The sequence below is a fragment of the Chryseobacterium sp. AG844 genome (genome assembly GCF_003182335.1).
GTDB lineage: Bacteria > Bacteroidota > Bacteroidia > Flavobacteriales > Weeksellaceae > Chryseobacterium > Chryseobacterium cupriresistens.
This window is the reverse complement of sequence record NZ_QGTV01000024.1, coordinates 18,511-39,036: the sequence shown is the minus strand read 5'-3', so window position 1 is coordinate 39,036 and position 20,526 is coordinate 18,511. Positions and strand designations below refer to the sequence as shown.

Sequence of the window (20,526 nt, the reverse complement as noted above, 5' to 3'; positions counted from 1 at the left end):
TAATTGATGAATGATATTCGTCTTTAATTTAATAAATATTAATCTATTTCAGGTATCATTGATCATTAATCTTTTATCATTTATATTTATTTACTCTACTTCTTCAAAGAATTTTTTTACTTTTTCCATCAGCGACTGCCCGAAGGTCAATTTCGCTTTTCTGTTCTCTTGCTTTTCATTTTCGAAAGACTGCTGCTCCTGAACCGGGGCTGCCTGCTGAACAGGTTGAGCTGTTTCAGTCTGTGCTGCAGTAACTTCCGGTTTTGGCTGCTCTGTAACAACTTCTACAACTTCGTCAATATTCTGCTTTTTGTCTCTGATCTTTAAACTCTCCATCAGTAATCCGATAGAGGTAGCAAATTCAGGGCCTTTCAGGTATTGATTTTTATCATTGGCGATATATTCATTCGCAAAACCGATTCTGCTGTCAAAACCTGTCGTATAATTGGCCAGCTGACGAAGGTGTTTCAGATTTGAACCACCACCCGTAAGAACAATTCCGGCAATCAGTTTTTTCTTTTGTTCAAAAGCACCGTAAGCTTTCAGCTCTGTATTCACCATTTCCAAAACTTCTTCTACTCTCGCATTGATGATCTGAGCCAGAGTTTTTAAAGAAATCTCTTTGTCCGGTCTTCCGTGGAGCCCGGGAATGGTTACAAAAGTACTGTCTTTTTCCAATTCGGGAACAGCCGAACCAAACTTTACTTTCAGTTGTTCTGCATGTTTCTCTATGATGGAACAGCCTTCTTTGATATCTTCGGTAATAATTCCGCCTCCGTATGGAATCACACAGGTATGACGGATGATATTATCTTTAAAGATCGCAATATCAGTTGTACCACCACCAATGTCAACAATGGCTACACCTGCTTCTTTTTCTTCTTTTGTAAGGACAGCTTCTGAAGATGCCAGCGGCTCTAAAGTAAGGGCCTCCATTTCTAATCCGGCTTCACGAACACATCTTGCAATATTTCTGATGCTGCCCATTTGCCCAACTACAACGTGGAAGTTGGCTTCTAAACGTTTTCCGTGCATTCCGACAGGTTCCTGAATTTCCCCCTCGGAATCCACTTTATATTCTTGAGGAAGTACGTGGATAATTTCTTCTCCGGGAAGCATAACCAGCTTTTTTACCTGATCTTTTAATGCTTCGATGTCGTCGTCTGTAATAAATTTGTCAGGATGTTCACGCATAATATAATCGGAGTGCTGCAGAGAACGGATGTGTTTTCCTGCAATACCTACCGTAACTTTGCGGATAGGAACTCCGGCGCTGGATTGTGCTTCGGAGACTGCAGCCTTGATTGAATTAATGGTTTGTGAAATATTATTCACAATACCTTTATGAACACCAAGACTCTTAGCTTTTCCTACACCGAGAACTTCTATCTTCCCGTGTGCATTCCTTCTTCCGACAATCGCGACTATCTTCGTTGTCCCGATGTCCAGACCTACTGAATACTCTTGATTTTCCATTTTATATCGATTTGATTTTTTTCTACTTTTTTATCTATAAGGATAGTTTCCTATTTGTGTATTAAATGCCCTGACTTATTCTATTTTTACTTTTGCCTTAGGCTTGGACTGCGCCTTGACGGGTGGCTTTTTCTCCGCTTTTTTGGTTTCTTTTGTTTGTCCTTTCGGTTTGGTACTCTCTTTTGGTTTTACCGAGGTGGAGTTGGTTTTTTTTACCTCTGCTATTTTGAGTTTAGCTTCCGTCTTTTTAGCGGCTGTTGGGGAAGGAACTTTTGCCAATTCCATCTTTCCTGCCTTTAAAATACTGTCATTTTCTTTAAAATAAGGGTTTAAAGTAGTGACAATCTGATTCTGATATTTCACAGAAACCATGCTATATTTCTGAGGATCCTGATACACAAGGTATTTTTCCACAAACGTTTTAAATCCTTTTACTTTAAAATCAATATTATCAAGGTCTCCAATTTCCACTCTATAATTTCCTTCACTTGTCAGAAGGCTATAACTGTCTTTACTTTTTGAGATTCCGATAAAGTATTTCTTACTGAAATCATCTTTATCAATTTTTTCTACCAGTTCTGCCAGCTTCTCATATTCATCAGGCTTTACGTTTCCGGTTACCAGCATACATGGGTGGGAATAGGTTCTTGAAATAGGAAATTCAATTCCTTTCTCATCCACATAAAAGTCTTTTCCGTCTTTATTTAATCTGAAAACTGGCACTCTCTGTTTGATATCCAGATTCAGCTTTCCGTTCAGGTTCAGATAAACATTGGCGCTGTCTACTGCCGGTAAGGAATTGATCTTTTTTTCTAAAGCAGGAATATTAAGATCTCCCACTTTTCCTGAAGGATTTTCTTTTTTTACAATTTCCCTGATATCTTTTTCATCCACAAAATATACCGGTGTTTTCTCACTCATTTTTACAGAAATCTTATTGTCCGTAATCTGCTCACGGCTGAATCTCCTCAATGAGAAGCTCAGTAACAATCCCAGGATAATTACAGTGACAACAATTTTTAATATTCTGTATTTATTTTTCATATTTTTATTTTAACGCAACGCTCGCAAAGAGTTTACTTTGTTTTTATTATTTAGTTCGCAAGGGCGTTTTACTTAGCAAGTGTTTAAATTTTATAATTTATTTACAACTCGTTTTACTCCATTTTTGAATAACACTGAATGAAAGTTCAAAATCATTCCTAGTTTTATATTTGTTATTCTTAAATAATTTAAAAGCTGAAAAAAATGATAATCATTAATTTCCTGAACAGCTTTTATTTCAATTATTACTTTGTTTTCAATTAATAAATCTACTCTGAACGCCTTAAAAATTTTTAATTCCTCATAGTTTATGTCAATGTTTTTTTGACATTCTACATTCAATCCTCTATTTTTCAGTTCATAAACTAAGCATTCTTCATATACATTCTCATAAAGTCCAATTCCAAGGGTACGATGTATTTTCATTCCAGCATCGAAAACAGTCTCTGAAATTTCATTTTCTATCATACATTTTATGTTTTTTGTTTTAACGCTATGATCGCAAAGCAACCTTTTTATTTCTTTCCGTCCGCGAGGGCGTTTCACTCAGCTACGGCTATCATTTGAATAATTTATTTTTAATAAGTAAATTTTTTTTTAACATAAATCAGTTATTTTTCTCATTTGCTGAGTGAAACGCCTTTGCGAACGATTTTATATTTTTCTTCGCGAGCATTGCGTTTATATTCAAATTTTCTCAATCCAATCACAAATAGGATCATACAGGGTGTCTATATTTCCTGCACCTACAGTAAGGAGGATGTCAAAATCTTTTTCTTTTATTTTTTCAAAAGCATCAGATAAAGCCGATACCTCTTTTTTATCTAATGTTACTTTCTCCAGCAGCCAGTTTGAAGTAATTCCCTCAAAATTTTCCTGCAGCTCTCTTGCAGGGTAAATATCAAGAAGAATGAGTTCATCTGCCTTACTTAAGCTTTCCGCAAATCCGTCTGCGAAATCTCTTGTTCTGCTGAAAAGGTGAGGCTGGAAGGCTACCAGAAGTTTTTTGTCCGGATAAAATGTTCTGATTGAGCTCATTACAGCATTGATTTCTGTAGGATGATGAGCATAATCGTCAATATAAATTTTACCGTTTTGATAAATATGTTTGGTATATCTTCTTTTAATTCCTTTAAAATTGGCAATTGCCTTTTTCAGCGTATCAAAATCTGCGCCTAAATTATGCAGAATAGCCAGTGCTGCAGTGGCATTTTCCACATTATGGATTCCCGGTGTTTCCCAGACAAAATCTTTCACTGTTTCAGTGGGGGTATGGAAGTCAAAATAAATCTTATCATGTTCCATACGCAGATTGTCTGAATAATAATCTGCCGGCTCATTCACTGCATAGGTTTGATGGCCTCTGCCAATTTCCAGACCTTTTCTTACAAAAAGTTGTTTGTCCTGAGGTACTAAATCTGCAAACTGTCTGAAACCTTCTTCGATATGGCTCTTATCTCCATAAATATCAAGATGGTCTGCATCTGTAGAAGTTACTACTGCCCAGTCCGGAGACAGGTTCAGGAAGCTTCTGTCGTATTCATCAGCTTCTACTACAGAATAGGTAGAACCGTTGTACAGGAAGTTGGATTTAAAGTTTTCAGAAATTCCTCCCAAAAAGCATGAGAAAGCAAGATCGGCCTCTTTACACAAATGGGCTACAAGGGTAGACGTGGTGGTTTTCCCATGAGTTCCTGCAATGGCAATACAATCTGTATTTTCAGTAATTAATCCTAAAACTTTAGCACGTTTTAAAACTTCAAACTGATTTTGATTGAAATAATCCAATATTCCAAGCGTTTTGATCGCCGGAGTATAAATTACCAACGTGTCTTCTTTCTGAAGGGATGTGATCCTTTCATCAATAAGGTCTTCAAAAACAATATCAATGCCTTCATTCATCAGATTCTGAGTAAGTTTTGTATTGGTTTTGTCGTAACCCAATACTTTTTTTCCAGACGCATTGAAATAGCGTGCCAATGCACTCATTCCGATACCTCCGATTCCGACGAAGTAAAAAGTCTGATATGTTTGTAAAATGTTCATTTATATTTTAATCTTTAACTACTCTTGAATAAGCTCAGAGTTGTATTACTATATTTTGTATTATAAGGCTTTAATCAACTAACATCCACGCCCCTTTAATAAATTATATTTTAGCTGTGTGACCCTTCGACAAGCTCAGGGTGACAGCTCTAATACTAACTGTTTTATTTTACTCGTGTCAGGCTGAGCTTGTCGAAGCCTTTCCCAACTATTTTATTACGTTAAAAATCTCGTCTACAATCTCTTTTGCAGCATTTGGCTTGGCAAAATATTTGAGATTGTCGGACATTTCTTTTCTTACATTTTCATTTTCGCAGATCTCTGACAATGTATTCCAGAATTTTCCCTGCATTTCAGAGTCTTTCACCATTCTGGCTGCGTTTTTTTCAACCAGGTTCATGGCATTTTTGGTTTGATGGTCTTCCGCTGCAAATGGGAAAGGAACCAAAAGGACCGGCTTTTGTGCTACAGCCAACTCTGAAATGGCAATAGCTCCGGCTCTGGAAACAATGATATCAGCAGCAGAGTAGGCCAGTTCCATGTCTTTGATGAATTCTTTCAAATGAACAGAAGATGGAAGCTGGAGGTTGGAAGACAATTCTTTGTAATCCAACTTTCCTGTTTGCCAAATTAATTGATACCCTTTTTCTTTCAGATTCTCAATATTTTCTTTCCAGGCATTATTCAATGTTCTGGATCCTAAAGAACCTCCTACAGAAAGAATCGTAAGTTTATCTTTATCCAGTCCCATTTTCTCTTTTGCCTGAGCGGTATCCTGCATTCCTGAAACGATGTTCTCACGAATCGGATTTCCCAGAAACTTTATTTTCTCCGTTGGAAAACCTTCTACTTTAGGATAAGCTGTGAAAACGGCTTTCGCTTTCTTGCTTAAGATTTTATTGGTAACTCCTGCATGGGCATTCTGTTCCTGAATAAAAATCGGAATTCCCATTTTACTCGCTTCATAAAGCGCGGGTCCGCTGGCAAATCCTCCTGTTCCTACAGCAAAGTCCGGAGCGAAGTCTTTGATAATCTTTTTAGATTTTGATAAACTTTTCAGAATTTTGAAAGGAAGTCCCAGATTGGAAAGAAGATTTCCCCTGTCAACTCCTGCGATATCAATTCCTTCTATTTTGTAGCCTGCCTGAGGAACTTTTTCCATTTCCATTTTCCCGTTGGCACCAATGAACAAAAATTCTGCATCAGGAAATCTTTTTCTGATCTCATCTGCAATGGCAATGGCAGGGAAGATATGTCCTCCTGTTCCTCCGCCGGATAATAATATTCTTAATTTTTTGTCCATTTTAAGCGATATCGTTTATTTCTGCTATACTTTGTTTTTTGCCCATTCCTTCTTCGTCATAAATCTGAATTCTTGAGCTTATATTTAAAATAATACCTAACTGTAAATAAGTCACCAGCATTGAGGTTCCTCCGTAACTGATCAAAGGCAGAGGCTGTCCTGTTACCGGAATCAGATTCACCGCTACAGCAATATTTACTGAAAGCTGAATAAAAATCATCACCCCGAGGCTGAGCACGAGCAACGATCCAAAGAATGCCGGCATTTTACTGGCGATCATTACAATCCTTATCATCATGATCAGGTATAAACTGATCAGGAAGGCGGCTCCTATCACTCCATATTCTTCTACAATCACTGCGAAAATAAAGTCGGAGGCAGATTGCGGAAGCATTTGTTTCAACGCACTTTTTCCCGGTCCCATTCCGGTAATTCCGCCGTGTACAATGGCTGCTTTGGCCTGCATTACCTGATAATTTTTTGCTTTTACGCTTTCATCATCTACATCTGCTGTTTTGGCTTTGCTTGATGTAAAGGTTTCAATACGGCTCATCCATGTGTGAACACGGTTTCCACCGATCATATTGGTATTTAAAGCAATCAATAAAAAGAACACAATGGCTACAAATGATGCTGAGATAAATCCTGCAATGTATTTCCAGTGAAGCTGTCCTATGATAAGAACCACCACGGAAACCATTAAAATCATTAATGCTGTTGAACCGTTATCTTTGGCTACCAATACAAAAACAAGCAGGATAGGCCCGAAAATATACATGATATTCTCTATCGGAAGCCTTTCCCTGGTGATCTTTTTGGTCAGATACCTGCACAGATAGATGATCAGCATTAAAAAAGCAAATGATGAAGGCTGAAAAGAGATTGGTGTTCCCGGAATTTTCAGCCATCTGGAAGCACTGGCTCCATCAATGGTTTGTCCGGTAAACATGGTGACAATCAACAGAATAATCATCAGGCCGAGCAGGATACTGCTGAGCTTTCCGATGTATTCATATTTTATAGTTCCTACCAGTCTCATAATGGCTAGTCCCAGAACTACAAAGAACATATGTTTGATAACGTGGCCTGTTGTGGTCCCGTTATTGACTATGTATTCGAGATTTGAACTTGCAGAGTATACCGGGAAAATAGAGAAAATGGAGATCACAAGGATGACCATCCAAAGTACTTTATCGCCCTTTAGAAATTCAAATCTGTTTTCTGCGTTCTGTTCGTCCATATTTAATGCTATTGGCTAATGGCTAATGGCCATTGGCATTTAATACCTGTTCTTTAAACTGGCGTCCTCTGTCTTCATAACTTTTGAACAAGTCAAAGCTTGCGCAGCATGGAGATAATAAGACGGTATCGCCTTTTTTAGCCAGTGATTTTGAAATTCTCACGGCTTCTTCCATGCTTGAAGTATCATAAATAAGCTCTTTTTTATCTTTAAAGAAATCGATGATCTTCTTGTTATCTATTCCAAGACAAACAATTGCCTTTACTTTTCTTTTGACTAAATCTTCAATTTCGGTATAGTCATTTCCTTTATCTAATCCACCAACAATCCATACGGTTGGTGTTTTCATACTTTCTAAGGCATAGTAAGTTGCATTTACATTGGTTGCTTTACTGTCGTTGATGTATTTTACGTTATCAATTTCAGTTACAAATTCCAATCTGTGCTCTACGGCCTGGAAGGTCATCAATGAATGTCTGATGCTTTCATTGTTGATTTTTAGGATCTTACCGGCAATAGACGCTGCGAGACTGTTGGCTACATTATGATTTCCCAGCAGAGACAATTCATCAACTTTCATTGCGAATTCGTCTTTCATTTTTACCACAATTTCATCATCATTCACAAAACCTCCTTCCGTTAATTTCTCTTTGGTTGAGAAAGGAATCATTTTCGCCTTTATTTCAAGCTTTTCCAGAAGGTTTTTACTCATTTCATCATCCTTGTTGTAGATGAAGAAGTTATCATTCTCCTGATTTTCTGTGATTCGGAATTTGGCCAATGCATATTCTTCATAATTGTAGTTGTACTGATCCAGGTGATCCTGAGACAGATTCAACAATAAAGAAATATAAGGTCTGAAATTCTGAATATCATCCAGCTGGAAAGAGCTTACCTCCAATACATAGTATTCATGGTTTTCATCCGCCACCTGCTTGGCAAAGCTGTATCCGATATTTCCTCCTAAACCTACATTCAATCCGTCATTTTTCAGGATATAGTAGATCAGGGAAGTTGTGGTTGTTTTTCCGTTGCTTCCGGTAATGGCAATGATCTTTGCATCTGTAAATTCAGAAGCAAATTCAATTTCAGAGGAAAGTCTGATTCCTTTTTCATGAATTCTATTGATGATATGAGCCTTTTTCGGAATTCCCGGGCTTTTTACGATCCAGTCAGCATTTAAAATCCTTTCTTCATCGTGGTTTCCTTCTTCAAATTCAATTTCATTTTCGGTAAGAAACTGCTTATAGTTATCCTTAATGGCTCCTTTATCTGAAAGAAATACTTCCAGACCTTTCTTTTTAGCCAGATAAGCAGCTCCGCATCCGCTTTCTCCACCTCCTAAAACAACTATTTTCATATTATAAAAGCTTTATGCTATAGGCTTTAAGCTTTAGGCTTATTGCTTACAGCTTTTATTTTTTATCTCATTTTTAATGTGATCAGACATACAATGGCCAATATTACTCCGATAATAATCATTCGGTTCACGATTTTACTCTCGTGGAAACCTTCTTTCTGATAATGATGGTGTAATGGTGACATTTTGAATAGTCTGTTGTTTTGAGCATATTCCAGCCCATATTTTCTTTTTCTGTATTTGAAAACAACTACCTGAAGCATTACAGAGAGGTTTTCAATTAAGAAGATTCCGCATAATACAGGAATCAGCAATTCTTTTCTTAAAATAATGGCTAAAACAGCAATTACGCCTCCCAGCATTAAGCTTCCGGTATCTCCCATGAAAACCTGCGCAGGATAAGTGTTGTACCAGAAGAATCCAATTACAGCACCTACCATTGCGACTGCAAAAATGGTGGTTTCCCCCATGTTGGGAAGGAACATGATATTGAGATAGTCTGCAAAGATGATGTTCCCGGAAAGGTACGCGAAAAGAGCCAGCGTGAGCAGTATAATAGCACTTGTTCCTGCTGCAAGACCATCAATTCCGTCGGTGATGTTAGCTCCATTGGAAACGGCTGTTACAATGAAGATTACAATGGGAATAAAGACAATCCATGCCCACTCATGGGCATCTTTATCATTCATCCAGAATAAAATTCCACTATAATCGAATTCATTATTTTTGGCAAAAGGAACAGTGGAAACGGTAATTTTTTCTGTAGGCATAAAGTTTTGCTCTACATTGTTCCTGTTCACTACTTTAGCATCTGCATATTTTCTTTTAACGGTAATATCCGGGTGGAAATACATTGTAATTCCAACGATTAGCCCTAAGCCGACCTGTCCTACAATTTTGAATTTACCACTTAAACCGTCTTTATTTTTTTTAATTTTCTTTAAGTAATCATCAAGGAAACCAATAGCACCCATCCAGAACATAGAAACCAACAACAGCACAATGTACACATTGGTAATTCTTGTAAACAGCAATACCGGAATAATGGTTGCCAGAATAATGATAAGCCCTCCCATGGTAGGAGTTCCTTCTTTTTGTTTCTGCCCATCCAATCCCAGATCACGCACCAATTCTCCCATCTGTTTTGTTCTCAGGTAATTGATTACTCTTTTCCCGTAGACAAGAGCAATAATAAGTGAGAATAGTACAGCCATTCCGGCACGGAAGGAAATGTATTTTAACATTCCTAATCCTGGAATGTGAATTCCATGGTTGGTTAGATATTCGTATAGATAGTATAGCATGTTTCTATTTTTTTATTATTTAAAAATTTAATTTATTTAAAGATTTAAAGATTGGGCTTCTCAATATTTTCACTTAAATACTTAATGAATTTTGATATGTTTGAAGAAACTTCTCTTGAAAGAGCAATAATTTCTTCTGCTTTATTTTCGTCACCTAATTTTAATCTTTTACTTACAATCAGCATGCTTTTGACTTCAGCACAGCTGCCTTTCGCAATTTTTAAATATCTAATAAATTGTCTGTTATTATTATATTCTGAGCCTTCCGCAATATTATTACTAATAGAAAAACTCGCTCTTTTTATCTGGTTATTAAATTCATATTCTTTTTCAAAACTTTGACTTTGAAGAAAAATATAGACTTTTTCAATAAGATCTAAGCTTTTGATGTACACAGGAAAATTTTCAAAATTCTTTGTCATTATCAAATTTTTAAATCTTTAAATGAGTTCAATCTTTCAATCTATTTGGACATTAATTTCCAAAGCTCATTAATTACTTCTTTGTCGTCAAAATGATGTTTCACACCATTAATCTCCTGATAGTTTTCGTGGCCTTTTCCGGCAACTAAAACGATATCTTTAGGTTCTGCAAACTTGATGGCCATTTTTATGGCTTCTTTTCTGTCCGGAATTGAAGTGTATTTGCTGAAGTTCTGTGGTTCAACGCCTGCTTCAATTTCTTTGATGATCTGCGCAGGATCTTCTGTTCTCGGATTGTCTGAAGTGATAATTGCCAGGGTTGATTTTTTAGTGGCAATATTTCCCATTTCAGGTCTTTTGGAGTGATCTCTGTCTCCTCCGCAGCCGAATACGGTGATTAATCTTTCGTTTTTGGTTCTGATATCGTTGATGCTGTCCAGAATGTTTTCCAAAGCATCCGGAGTGTGTGCATAATCTACGATAAAGAAAATTCCACCATCGGATTTGAAGGTTTCAAATCTTCCGGAAACTCTTTTTAATTTGCTGATAGCCTGAAGAATTTCATCCTGCTCAAAACCTAGTTCAGCAGCAATTCCAAAGACAAGCAGTAAATTATATACATTGAATTTCCCGGTCAGTGTCGTCCAGAATTCTTTTCCGTTGAAGTTCAACAGCATTCCGTTGAAATCCACTTCCAATAATTTTCCGTGATAGTCTGCCATGGTTTTCAAAGCGTAAGACTTCTTTTTAGCCTTGGTGTTCTGAAGCATGACATTCCCGTTTTTGTCATCCACATTGGTGATGGCAATGGCGGTATCTTCTAATTGATCAAAGAATCTTTTCTTTGTTTTTAAATATTCTTCGAACGTTTTATGATAATCTAAATGATCATGAGTAAGGTTGGTGAAGCCTGCTATTTTGAAGTGTAGTCCTTCAATTCTGTTTTGGGCAATTCCGTGTGAGCTTACTTCCATGAAAGCAAATTCACATCCTTTTTCTACAGCTTCCGCTAAAATCCTGTTGATGGTAATCACATCAGGAGTGGTGTGGGTAGCCGGAATAACCTCTTCACCAATTCTGATTTCAACAGTAGAAAGTAAAGCGGCCGGATATCCAAGGTTTTTAAAAACATCAAAAAGAAGGGTCGAAACGGATGTTTTTCCGTTAGTTCCTGTAACTCCTATCAGTTTTAATTTCTGAGAAGGATTTCCATAAAAGTTTGAAGCAAGATGACCAAGGGCTTTAGAAGAATCTTTTACCTGTACATAGGTTACATTTTCCACCAGTGTTTCAGGGAGTTCTTCGCAAACAATTGCGGAAGCTCCTTTTTCAATAGCAGATGCAATGAATGAATGTCCATCCACCACTGTTCCTCTCATGGCAATATAAAGAGAGTTTTCTGTAACCTTTCTGCTGTCGATCACCAATTCGGTTACCTCACGGTTGCTATCGCCGTGGATTTCCAGTACTGGGATTCTGTTTACTAATTCTGTTATAATCATCTTTATCAATAAGGTCTTGCCTTATTTTGGTTTAAATGGTTCTTCCGAACCTCGTTTTTAATTTTGCAGAGATAAATAAATTCTCTGGTTTTTACTTATCGTGGTGCCTTCCAAAGGGAATTGTTCTTTGATTCTTCCGACTCCTTTATAATCGACACGGTAGCCTAAGTTTTCCAACTGCGGGATTACATTTTTTCCGATTAATCCTACCACATTAGGCATTTGCTTATCATTGACCGCTACTTTGACATTAGGCTCCACCATTTTGCTAAGGTTTACCTTTTTGTCTACAAGCATTTCTTTTTCAATATTCTGAGGCGTTTTCAGGAATGTTTTTCCTGCAATTTCCTTAAACACCGGCGCTGAAACGGAACCTCCATAAAACCCTTTTGCGGTATTGGGTTCACTGATCATGACATAGCAAGTATATTTTGGAGCATCAGCCGGATAAAATCCCGCAAATGATGCACGGTACTTCATTGGGCCAGGCAGCCAGTATTCAAATCTTGCGGTACCTGTTTTTCCTGCCATTTTCAGGTTGGGAGTAAAGATGCTTCGTCCGGTTCCTTTTTCTACTGCTTTGGTTAAAGCACTGGTCATCATTTTAATAGCTTTTTCAGAAGCCATTTTATTTACCATTACTTCAGGTTTTGCACTGTACATCACTTTTCCATCTTTCATGATTTTATCAATGAATAAGGGCTTAAGCATTTTTCCTCCGTTGGCAACTCCGTTGTAGAAGGTTGTCAATTGCAATAGGTTGATGTTGGAAGAGTATCCGTAAGAAATAGAAGCCAGTGTTGCGGCATTCCATCTTTTATTTTGTGGTGTTACGATCTTCGGTTTTGTGATTCCCGGAAGCTCGATATCCATTTTATCAAATAATTTCCAACGTTTCAGGTGATCAAGGAAAATCTGTGGTTTTTCAGCATAATACTTTGTGATCAGTTTGGCTGTTCCTACGTTACTGGACTTCGCCAATACATCACTGATATCGTATGTTCCTCCTCCGTGGCCGTCAGAGATTCTCTGTTTTGCATAGACCCAAACTCCGTTTCCTACATTTACTGTTGTATTTTCATCAATAAATCCGTCATCCATTGCTGCCAAAAGAGAGATGGTTTTAAAAGTAGATCCCGGTTCGATATTATCTTTCAGGGCATAATTGTAAGAGTCTTCATAATCTCCTGATTCTGTTCTTCTTAAATTAACAAGAGCACGTACTTTTCCGGTTTCAACTTCCATCACAATCACGGTGCCGTGTTTGGCTTCGAAATTAATCAGCTGTTTCTCAAGAGCAGAGTGTGCAATGTCCTGAATTCTAAGGTCTAACGTGGTATAAACATCCTCACCGTCTACCGGTTCCTGAACCTTCCAGAAGTCGATAGGTTTCCACTGGGAAGAATTGATTCTTTGTTCAAGTCTTTTGCCGTCTGTCCCGGTTAAATATTTTGAGAAAGCACCTTCCAGTCCGGATTTAAGTTCACCGTTGTCCATACCGATGGTTCCGGCTCCGATTTCTGATGTTGCTAACTCTCTTTTATAGTTTCTGTCAACGATAAATCCTCCTTTATTTTTGCCTTTTTTGAAGATCGGGAACTTTCGGATTCTGTCATATTGATCAAAATCAAGTCCTTTCACCAAAGTGTAATACTGGTTTTTCTTTTTCTTCTGCTCGTCAAACTTCTTTCTGAATTCACTTCTTGGTTTTCCGAACATTTTGCTCAGAGAATCAGTAAGCGCTCCGATGTTGTTGGTGTACACCGTATCTTTCATTGTTTTGAAGTCAAGATAGATGTCGTATCGCATTACAGTGGTTGCAAGGATAGAGCCGTCAGAGGCAAAAAGGTTTCCGCGGGCCGCTTTTAAAGTGGCTTCACGATAGTTTTTATTAATGTAATCATCTTTTATTTCCTGGACATTGGTATTCTGAAGGATCACAATCCTTGCCAAGAACATGACAAACACGCACAAAGCTACCACTGCAAAGAGGTAGCCCCATCGTAACGTTTTCTTACGTTTATTGTCGTATTCATTTTGCTTTTGCATCTGTACTATCCAGTTTTATTAGCAATTTGTGAGGGTGGTTTTCCAGGGTCATCAATGAATCCCGTGCAACCTCTTTCCCCAGTTCTGATTCCATTTTTACTTTGATCAGCTTACTCTGGGCGTAAGCGTTTCGTGATTTGTATTCTTCTGTTTCTTCCTTTAAGGCGTTTACAATTTTTATTTTTTTATTGACGAGATGGTTAGTATAAATCATGGCCATCATCAGAACGAACAAGAGAAGAAAATACTTGTAATGTATTTTGATCTCATCACGATTCAGAAAGTTTCCTTTTATAATGTCTATAAAAGTGAGTCTTTTCTGGGGACGATTTGTTGTTCTTTTTGCCAATTTATTATGTCAATTTGCTTCGCAGTGAATTTACTTCGTGTCAATAGTCAATTTTATTTTGCTAAATGATTCACGATTCACTCATTCACATTTATACTTTAATTCCCGTTCTCATCTTGGCACTTCTTGCTCTTGAGTTTTCTTCGATTTCCTGATCGTCAGGAATGATCGCTTTACTCTTTATCAATTCGAATGCCTTTTTATAATTTCCGTAGATATCTCTTTCCGGCTCTCCTTCGAACATTCCGTTTTTCAGGAATCTTTTTACCAAGCGGTCTTCTAAAGAGTGATAGGAAATAACGACTAATCTTCCTTCCGGTTTTAAAACATTATAAGCCTGAACCAGCATTTCTTTCAACACTTCAAGTTCCTGGTTGACTTCAATTCTTATCGCCTGAAAAAGCTGAGCATAGAATTTATTCACCTTGTGAGGCGGAATATAGCTGAACAATTTTTTCAGATCTTCCGTCGTATCTATACTTTTAGTTTTTCTGTGATGAACAATTTCTCTCGCCAGCTTTCTTGCTTCTCTCAATTCTCCATAGTGGTAAAAAATGTCTGCAAGTTCTTCTTCCTCATATTCATTAATCACTCTTTTGGCATCAAGATTCTGCATCACATTCATTCTCATATCCAAAGGAGCATTGCTTCTTGTTGAGAATCCTCTGTCTGCTTCATCAAACTGATGGGAAGACACACCTAAGTCTGCCAAAACACCATCCACCTGTGAGATGCCATACATCAGCAAAGAGTTTTCCAGAAATCTGAAATTCTGATTCACTAATGTAAATCTTGGGTCATCAATTGTATTTTTAAGTGCATCCAGATCCTGATCAAAGCTGAACAATCTCCCTTTATCGGAAAGTCTGCTCAGGATTTCTCTTGAGTGGCCTCCGCCTCCAAAGGTGCAGTCCACATATATTCCGTCAGGATTCGTCACCAAATCATCAACACTCTGCTTCAACAAAACGGGGTTATGATACATGCTTAATTGTGTTTTTTATTTACTACTAATCAATTAATAACCTACTGCTATTATTCTTCATCGAAAGAGCCCATCACATCTTCGGCAAGGCTTGCAAAATCAGCTTCGTTGGTGGCAATTACCTTTTCATAGGCTTCTTTATCCCAAATCTCAAAGAGTTCTCCTGCACTGGTGATCACAATATCTTTCTGAAGATTTGCGAAAACCGTAAGGTCTTTAGAAATCTGTAATCGTCCTGCATTATCCAACTCTACTGTTTTTACTCCTGCCGTAAACATTCGTATGAAATCAGCATTCTTTTTTATGAATCTGTTCAGTTTATTAATTTTACCCATCAGTTTGTCCCATGCATTCATAGGATAAACTTCCAGACAAGGTTGGAACACAGATCTTTTGACTACAAACGCCTTATCGTCGAAGTTTTCCATCTGTTTGATTAAAGATGAAGGAACTTTTAAGCGGCCTTTGTCGTCAATTTTACACTCATATGTCCCAATGAAATTTTTCATTTGGGACAAATTTATATAATAATTTCCAAAATTTCCCACTTTTTCCCACTTTTTGACTCAATGTTAATAAGTTTTATTAAAGATTGAATTTCAATGATGTAAAATACTGATATGAAGAGACTTGTTGAAAGTGTTATTTAAGCCATAATAAAGAGGTTCTGAAAAAAAAAGTTAAAAAGGAGAATATTATATTATTTTTATCTTAAATTAGGATTATCAAAATTTTTTTGAGGTTTAATTTGTATTTTTGCAGGGCTTTATTAAGGCGTTTTATGATATTTAGTACAAAAAAAGAAAAGAAATATTCCTATGTAGAAGCGGGAGAAGGACATCCATTAGTGCTGTTGCACGGGTTAATGGGTGGTTTGAGTAATTTCGATAAAATGGTAGATTTTTTTTCGGATAGAGGCTTTAAAGTATATGTTCCTCAGCTGCCGATCTATGATCTGCCGGTACTCAATACGAATCTTACCACGATTGCAAAATATATTATCAAGTTTATAGAAAGTCATATTTCCGGTCCCGTAACTATTGTAGGAAACTCAATGGGTGGGCATGTAGGACTTATATTGACTTTGGCGAGACCTGATCTGGTTAAGAATCTTGTTCTTACTGGAAGCTCCGGTCTTTATGAAAGAACTTTCGGAGACAGCTTTCCAAGAAAAAATGACCGTTCTTATATCAGAAAGAAAACAGAAGAAGTTTTCTATGATCCAAAGGTGGCCACAGAAGATCTTGTAGATGAAGTTTTTGCAGTCGTTAATGACAGAATGAAGGGAATAAAGACGGTAATGCTGGCAAGAAGTGCCATCAAACACAACATGCTGAATGATCTTCCGAAGATTGTGACACCTACCTGTCTGATCTGGGGTAAACAGGATAATGTCACTCCACCGGAAGTGGCAGAAGATATGCACAAGTTTATTCCGAATTCCGATTTATTCTGGATTGACAAATGCGGCCATGCTGCCATGATGGAAAAGCCGGATGAATTCAATGAAATCCTGTATAACTGGATAAAAGATAAAGTTTAAAACATATAATGACCATTAAGAGCTTTTCTTAATGGTTTATTTTTCTAAAATACATTCAAAAATGATTATCAAAACAGCAGAGTTTGTAAAGAGCAGTGGAAAATGGCAGGAATGCCCTGAACCCAATATTCCCGAATATGCTTTTATCGGAAGGTCGAACGTAGGAAAGTCATCACTGATCAATGCCATGATGAATCATAAAGATCTGGCCAAGACATCGCAGACTCCCGGGAAAACCCAGCTGATCAATCATTTTTTAGTGAACGAGAACTGGTATCTTACCGATTTACCCGGATATGGTTATGCAAAGGTTTCAAAAGTTCAGCGAAAGGATTTTGAAAAGTTGATCACCAATTATATTCTGAACAGAAGAAATCTGGTCAACCTTTTTGTATTGGTAGATGTAAGACATTCTCCGCAGAAAATTGATCTGGAATTTATCCAGTGGTGTGGTGAAAGCGGAATACCGTTTTCGATTGTCTTCACAAAGGCAGATAAACTGAAACCGAATGCCGTTATCAAAAATGTTGAGGATTATAAAGCTGAACTTCATAAAACGTGGGAAGATCTTCCCGAATTGTATATCACCTCAGCAGAAAAGAAAGAAGGAGGAGATAAAATTCTTGACTTTATCCAAAAGACCAATGAGTTTTTAACTAATAATAATATAAGTTTCGATGAGTAATATGATCTGGAAAATCAAAACATTTGATGAGTTTACTGTTCCGGAACTATATGCAGTACTGAAAGCTCGTATTGATGTTTTCGTTATCGAGCAAAATTGTCCTTATCCTGATCTGGATAATTATGACCAGAAAGCCGTTCATATCTGGGCTGAAGAAGAGGGACAGGTACTGGCCTACTGCCGGATTTTTGATAAAGGAATAAAGTATGATGAAACTTCTATAGGAAGGGTTCTGACCACAGAGCTGGCGAGAGGAAAAAGCCTGGGTAAACAGTTGATACAATATGCCGTAGAAACTATAGAAAACCGTTTTCACACTTCTGAAATCAAAATATCCGCACAGGATTATCTTTTAAGATTTTACAGCGGATTCGGATTTGTAGATACAGGGAAAAAATATCTGGAAGATGATATTCCGCATACGGAAATGATAAGAAAGTAAAAAGGTATCTCGTCTGAGATACCTTTTTCGAACTGTATAAAATTATATTGGGTGTTATTAGTTTTTTCATCATTTCTTACATCAAAAGTAAGTCTATTGTGAAAAAGAACCTTACGGAAAACCGTAATTGACTTAAATTATTCCCAGATCTTTACAAAAAGCAACAAGCTGTTCATTACTTGTTATCTGAAGATCTTCTTTCATGCTGTTGAGTTTTTTCTCTACGCTGCTTAAGCTGTTGGGCTTAATATCGTTATTCTGAAGATAAACTGGTATATTTTTCTGTAAAACTCCCTGCGATAAGAGAGACACCAAAGTGATGTCATAGTTGGAAAACTCATAATTGTTGAGCTTCTTTACTTCCTGTTTAAGATCCAGGGAAAGATAATTTTCATTCACATAGGTAGAAGCGATGGCTTTTTTCAGTTCTTTTGAATCATTTCTGGCCTTACGCACAAAACCATTGATTTTGTATTCATTAAAGAGGCTATCTATAATCCCGGATCTGTGCTCGGCTGAAAATACAATAACTTTCAGTGAAGGATGAAGCTCTCTAACGGTTTTTATCAGTTCTTTTCCATCTTTAAGATTCTGTATATTATGGTCTTCTTCAAAAGAAAGGTCTGTAATTAACAAATCATAAAGATCATCTTCACGAATAGATTTTTGAATTTTAGCTAATGCATCATCACAATAATAAACATAATCTGTGTTGGAAATATGAAGGTCTTCTAATGTTTTCTGTACAGAAATACTGCTGCTTTCGTGATCTTCAGCTATTAAAATTTTTTTGAACATTCTTTTTCTTTTTTAAGAAGCAGGAAATGAAATATAAATTTTCAATCCCTTTTCGGTTTCAGTGTCAAAAATAATTTCTCCATGAATAGTTTCAATACGGGAATCCGTATTTGTTAAACCATTTTTGTAGATAATTCCTCCCGGAATACCGATGCCATTGTCTGTATACTGAATTTGTATGATGTTATTTTTTCTTTCAAATTTAAAGGCAACAAGGGTGGCATGACTGTGTTTTTTCATGTTGATAAGAAGTTCCCGCATCACCTGATAGATTTCTTCTCTGGTAAAATCATTCAAGGTCTTCCATATAGTTTCGTCGTTTCCGGCAAGATAAGTTTTTACATTTTCATTATTAAACGATGCAATAAGGGTAGATATTCTTTTACTGAATTCCAGCTTATTTTCAGAAGCGGTCTTCTCATAAGAAATATCCCTGGACTTTTCGTAGACAAATTCCAGCTCATCAAGTACTCTTTCTTTGTCAAAATCTTCCTGATTTTCGATCTTCGTCATCACCTGGTAAATCCCATTGGCCACCACATCATGTACTTTTTTGGAAAGATGAAGTTGATTTTCTTTTATTCTTAATTCGTTTTCCCGCTGCAGTCCTTTTTTTCTTCTCTTGTAAACAATCCAGCCGCCAATCAGAGTTAAAGACAGAATTCCTAAAACTACATTCTGCTTCAGAATCCTGTTTTGTTTTTGAACAGTAATAATTTTTAACTTTTGGTTTTCTGCATTCTTCTTTTCTACATCAAATTCTATCAATGCAAATCTGTTTTTTGCTTTATCTTTAGATAGCTGGATGCTGTCATTCAGATACTGATATTCTGCAAAATAGTCTTGTAAGTTGCTTTTTGTATCACTTTTTACCAGAAATTCGATGGCTTCTATCCTGTCACCTGGGTTTTTGATTACTTTTGCTAAAAGATATTTTTGATGGTTATGATACAAGGCTTTTGATTTATCTGAGTGTAAGTAATACTCAGCAAGATGAGAATGACTGGATATCAGACCCGCTTTATCGTTGATTTTTTGTCTGAGAGCAAAAGCTTTTAACAGATTGGGTTCTGCATTGTAGTTTTTATTTTCAAGCCAGCTTATATAACTGTAATTATCTAAAATCCGGGCATAATCAATCTCATTTTTTTGCAGGTTTTTTTCCTTAAGAAGAGATTGATAGATATGAATTGCCTTCGGATAATTTTTCAGTTTTCCATAGGTGTCTGCAATGTTATTTTTAATAGTGATTTTCTGAGAATTATCCGAACTCAGCTGTAAAGCTTTATGATACCAGTTGAGAGCCTCAGAATAATGCTTGAGATTTTTTTCAGATATTGCAAGGTTATTATAAATGGAAGGAAGATAGGCAGAGTCTCTGGGCAGTTTTAAAAAGGACAATGCATCGATAGCTCTTTCATTACTGCTAAGGTAATCTCCGATATCATTGAGGATAATAGCCTTGATAATTAAACACGATGCAATATCAGCTGAATCATTTTTTAGCTTATAAATGCTCTCTGCTTTAGATAGAAGGGTAAATGCCTTTTCATTATCATTATTATATAAAGCTGCCGCTTCATTATACATTTTGTCCGCTTCAGTGGAAGGGGCTTTTACCGGAGGATTTCTGTTTTCAGAAAAATTGCAGCTAATGAATAAAAGAAAAATTCCTACAAATTTAAAACCGGGATACATGATAATAATTGATAACAACTAAAGATATTAAAAAAAGGACAATTTTCATTGCCCTTTTGTTTAATTATTTTTTTGGAGGCAAAATCTGCCCTGTTTCTCCACTGGTGTCTTCCGGAGCCATTCCTGTTTCGGTTGTAAAGCTCATTGCAGAGGGTTCGTAGTTATTGTTATCAGTTGCTGTTGTATTGGCATTATTCTCTGAAAATGCTAAGCCTAATAGCATCATTATAATTTGGATCATTTCCTTTAAAATTTTCGAAATTGAAATCGTATTTCTTCC

Annotated in this window: 20 protein-coding genes; 3 read left to right on the top strand and 17 right to left on the bottom strand. The window is 36.8% G+C overall.

The features are described from left to right. Positions 1-90: 90 nt before the first annotated feature. From ftsA to mraZ, 14 genes are all read right to left on the bottom strand, one after another. A complete protein-coding gene (ftsA, locus tag DEU40_RS18910) occupies positions 91-1,476 on the bottom strand; it encodes a cell division protein FtsA (protein WP_110011294.1) in 1,386 nt (461 codons plus the stop codon). Positions 1,477-1,551: 75 nt separating this feature from the next. Next, the gene (locus DEU40_RS18905) at positions 1,552-2,520 is read right to left on the bottom strand and encodes a cell division protein FtsQ/DivIB (RefSeq protein ID WP_110011293.1); all 969 of its coding nucleotides are present in this window, start codon (positions 2,518-2,520) and stop codon (positions 1,552-1,554) included. A gap of 90 nt (positions 2,521-2,610) precedes the next feature. Then, on the bottom strand, positions 2,611-2,988 hold the full coding sequence (locus DEU40_RS18900) for a GxxExxY protein (protein WP_110011292.1): 378 nt from the start codon (positions 2,986-2,988) through the stop codon (positions 2,611-2,613). 219 nt (positions 2,989-3,207) lie between these two features. Continuing rightward, positions 3,208-4,566: a UDP-N-acetylmuramate--L-alanine ligase gene (gene murC / locus DEU40_RS18895; RefSeq protein ID WP_110011291.1), complete on the bottom strand. Its 1,359-nt coding sequence runs from the start codon at positions 4,564-4,566 to the stop codon at positions 3,208-3,210. 208 nt (positions 4,567-4,774) lie between these two features. Continuing rightward, positions 4,775-5,869 carry an undecaprenyldiphospho-muramoylpentapeptide beta-N-acetylglucosaminyltransferase gene (murG, locus tag DEU40_RS18890; protein WP_110011290.1) on the bottom strand — a complete coding sequence of 365 codons (1,095 nt, stop codon included), beginning with the start codon at positions 5,867-5,869 and terminating at the stop codon, positions 4,775-4,777. Between the two features lies 1 nt (position 5,870). After that, positions 5,871-7,109, bottom strand: a complete 1,239-nt coding sequence (locus tag DEU40_RS18885; protein ID WP_110011289.1) for an FtsW/RodA/SpoVE family cell cycle protein — start codon at positions 7,107-7,109, stop codon at positions 5,871-5,873. Between the two features lie 22 nt (positions 7,110-7,131). Then, positions 7,132-8,469, bottom strand: a complete 1,338-nt coding sequence (gene murD / locus DEU40_RS18880) for a UDP-N-acetylmuramoyl-L-alanine--D-glutamate ligase (RefSeq protein WP_110011288.1) — start codon at positions 8,467-8,469, stop codon at positions 7,132-7,134. Positions 8,470-8,531: 62 nt separating this feature from the next. Further along, positions 8,532-9,773 (bottom strand): phospho-N-acetylmuramoyl-pentapeptide-transferase, encoded by a 1,242-nt coding sequence (mraY, locus tag DEU40_RS18875; protein WP_110011287.1) that lies wholly within the window; start codon positions 9,771-9,773, stop codon positions 8,532-8,534. Between the two features lie 44 nt (positions 9,774-9,817). After that, entirely contained in the window at positions 9,818-10,195 is a 378-nt protein-coding gene (locus DEU40_RS18870; RefSeq protein WP_110011286.1) for a four helix bundle protein, read from the bottom strand. 41 nt (positions 10,196-10,236) lie between these two features. Next, positions 10,237-11,697, bottom strand: a complete 1,461-nt coding sequence (locus DEU40_RS18865) for a UDP-N-acetylmuramoyl-L-alanyl-D-glutamate--2,6-diaminopimelate ligase (protein WP_110011285.1) — start codon at positions 11,695-11,697, stop codon at positions 10,237-10,239. A gap of 57 nt (positions 11,698-11,754) precedes the next feature. Further along, positions 11,755-13,746 carry a penicillin-binding transpeptidase domain-containing protein gene (locus DEU40_RS18860; protein ID WP_110011284.1) on the bottom strand — a complete coding sequence of 664 codons (1,992 nt, stop codon included), beginning with the start codon at positions 13,744-13,746 and terminating at the stop codon, positions 11,755-11,757. Continuing rightward, positions 13,730-14,095 (bottom strand): FtsL-like putative cell division protein, encoded by a 366-nt coding sequence (locus tag DEU40_RS18855; RefSeq protein WP_002981890.1) that lies wholly within the window; start codon positions 14,093-14,095, stop codon positions 13,730-13,732. The genes DEU40_RS18860 and DEU40_RS18855 overlap by 17 nt, the downstream gene beginning before the upstream one ends. Before the next feature lie 91 nt (positions 14,096-14,186). Further along, positions 14,187-15,080, bottom strand: a complete 894-nt coding sequence (gene rsmH / locus DEU40_RS18850) for a 16S rRNA (cytosine(1402)-N(4))-methyltransferase RsmH (protein WP_110011283.1) — start codon at positions 15,078-15,080, stop codon at positions 14,187-14,189. Positions 15,081-15,130: 50 nt separating this feature from the next. Next, positions 15,131-15,589 carry a division/cell wall cluster transcriptional repressor MraZ gene (gene mraZ / locus DEU40_RS18845; RefSeq protein ID WP_110011282.1) on the bottom strand — a complete coding sequence of 153 codons (459 nt, stop codon included), beginning with the start codon at positions 15,587-15,589 and terminating at the stop codon, positions 15,131-15,133. A gap of 272 nt (positions 15,590-15,861) precedes the next feature. Here mraZ and DEU40_RS18840 point away from each other — a divergent pair, with 272 nt between their 5' ends. The 3 genes from DEU40_RS18840 to DEU40_RS18830 all read left to right on the top strand — a co-directional run bounded on the left by DEU40_RS18840 (position 15,862) and on the right by DEU40_RS18830 (position 17,750). Then, complete coding sequence (locus tag DEU40_RS18840; protein WP_047426276.1) at positions 15,862-16,623, top strand: alpha/beta fold hydrolase; 762 nt, start codon at positions 15,862-15,864, stop codon at positions 16,621-16,623. A 61-nt stretch (positions 16,624-16,684) separates the two neighbouring features. Further along, a complete protein-coding gene (gene yihA / locus DEU40_RS18835) occupies positions 16,685-17,308 on the top strand; it encodes a ribosome biogenesis GTP-binding protein YihA/YsxC (protein WP_110011318.1) in 624 nt (207 codons plus the stop codon). Continuing rightward, positions 17,301-17,750, top strand: a complete 450-nt coding sequence (locus DEU40_RS18830; RefSeq protein ID WP_110011281.1) for a GNAT family N-acetyltransferase — start codon at positions 17,301-17,303, stop codon at positions 17,748-17,750. The genes yihA and DEU40_RS18830 overlap by 8 nt, the downstream gene beginning before the upstream one ends. Before the next feature lie 132 nt (positions 17,751-17,882). Here DEU40_RS18830 and DEU40_RS18825 read toward each other — a convergent pair whose 3' ends face one another. Genes DEU40_RS18825 through DEU40_RS22515 form a run of 3 tightly spaced genes read right to left on the bottom strand, consistent with a single transcriptional unit; the run spans position 17,883 to position 20,487 of the window. Beyond that, positions 17,883-18,548, bottom strand: coding sequence for a response regulator (locus DEU40_RS18825; RefSeq protein WP_110011280.1), 666 nt, complete (start codon positions 18,546-18,548; stop codon positions 17,883-17,885). A 12-nt stretch (positions 18,549-18,560) separates the two neighbouring features. Continuing rightward, on the bottom strand, positions 18,561-20,264 hold the full coding sequence (locus DEU40_RS18820) for a tetratricopeptide repeat-containing sensor histidine kinase (RefSeq protein WP_181398006.1): 1,704 nt from the start codon (positions 20,262-20,264) through the stop codon (positions 18,561-18,563). A 46-nt stretch (positions 20,265-20,310) separates the two neighbouring features. Further along, the gene (locus tag DEU40_RS22515) at positions 20,311-20,487 is read right to left on the bottom strand and encodes a hypothetical protein (protein ID WP_181398005.1); all 177 of its coding nucleotides are present in this window, start codon (positions 20,485-20,487) and stop codon (positions 20,311-20,313) included. Positions 20,488-20,526: the final 39 nt, after the last annotated feature.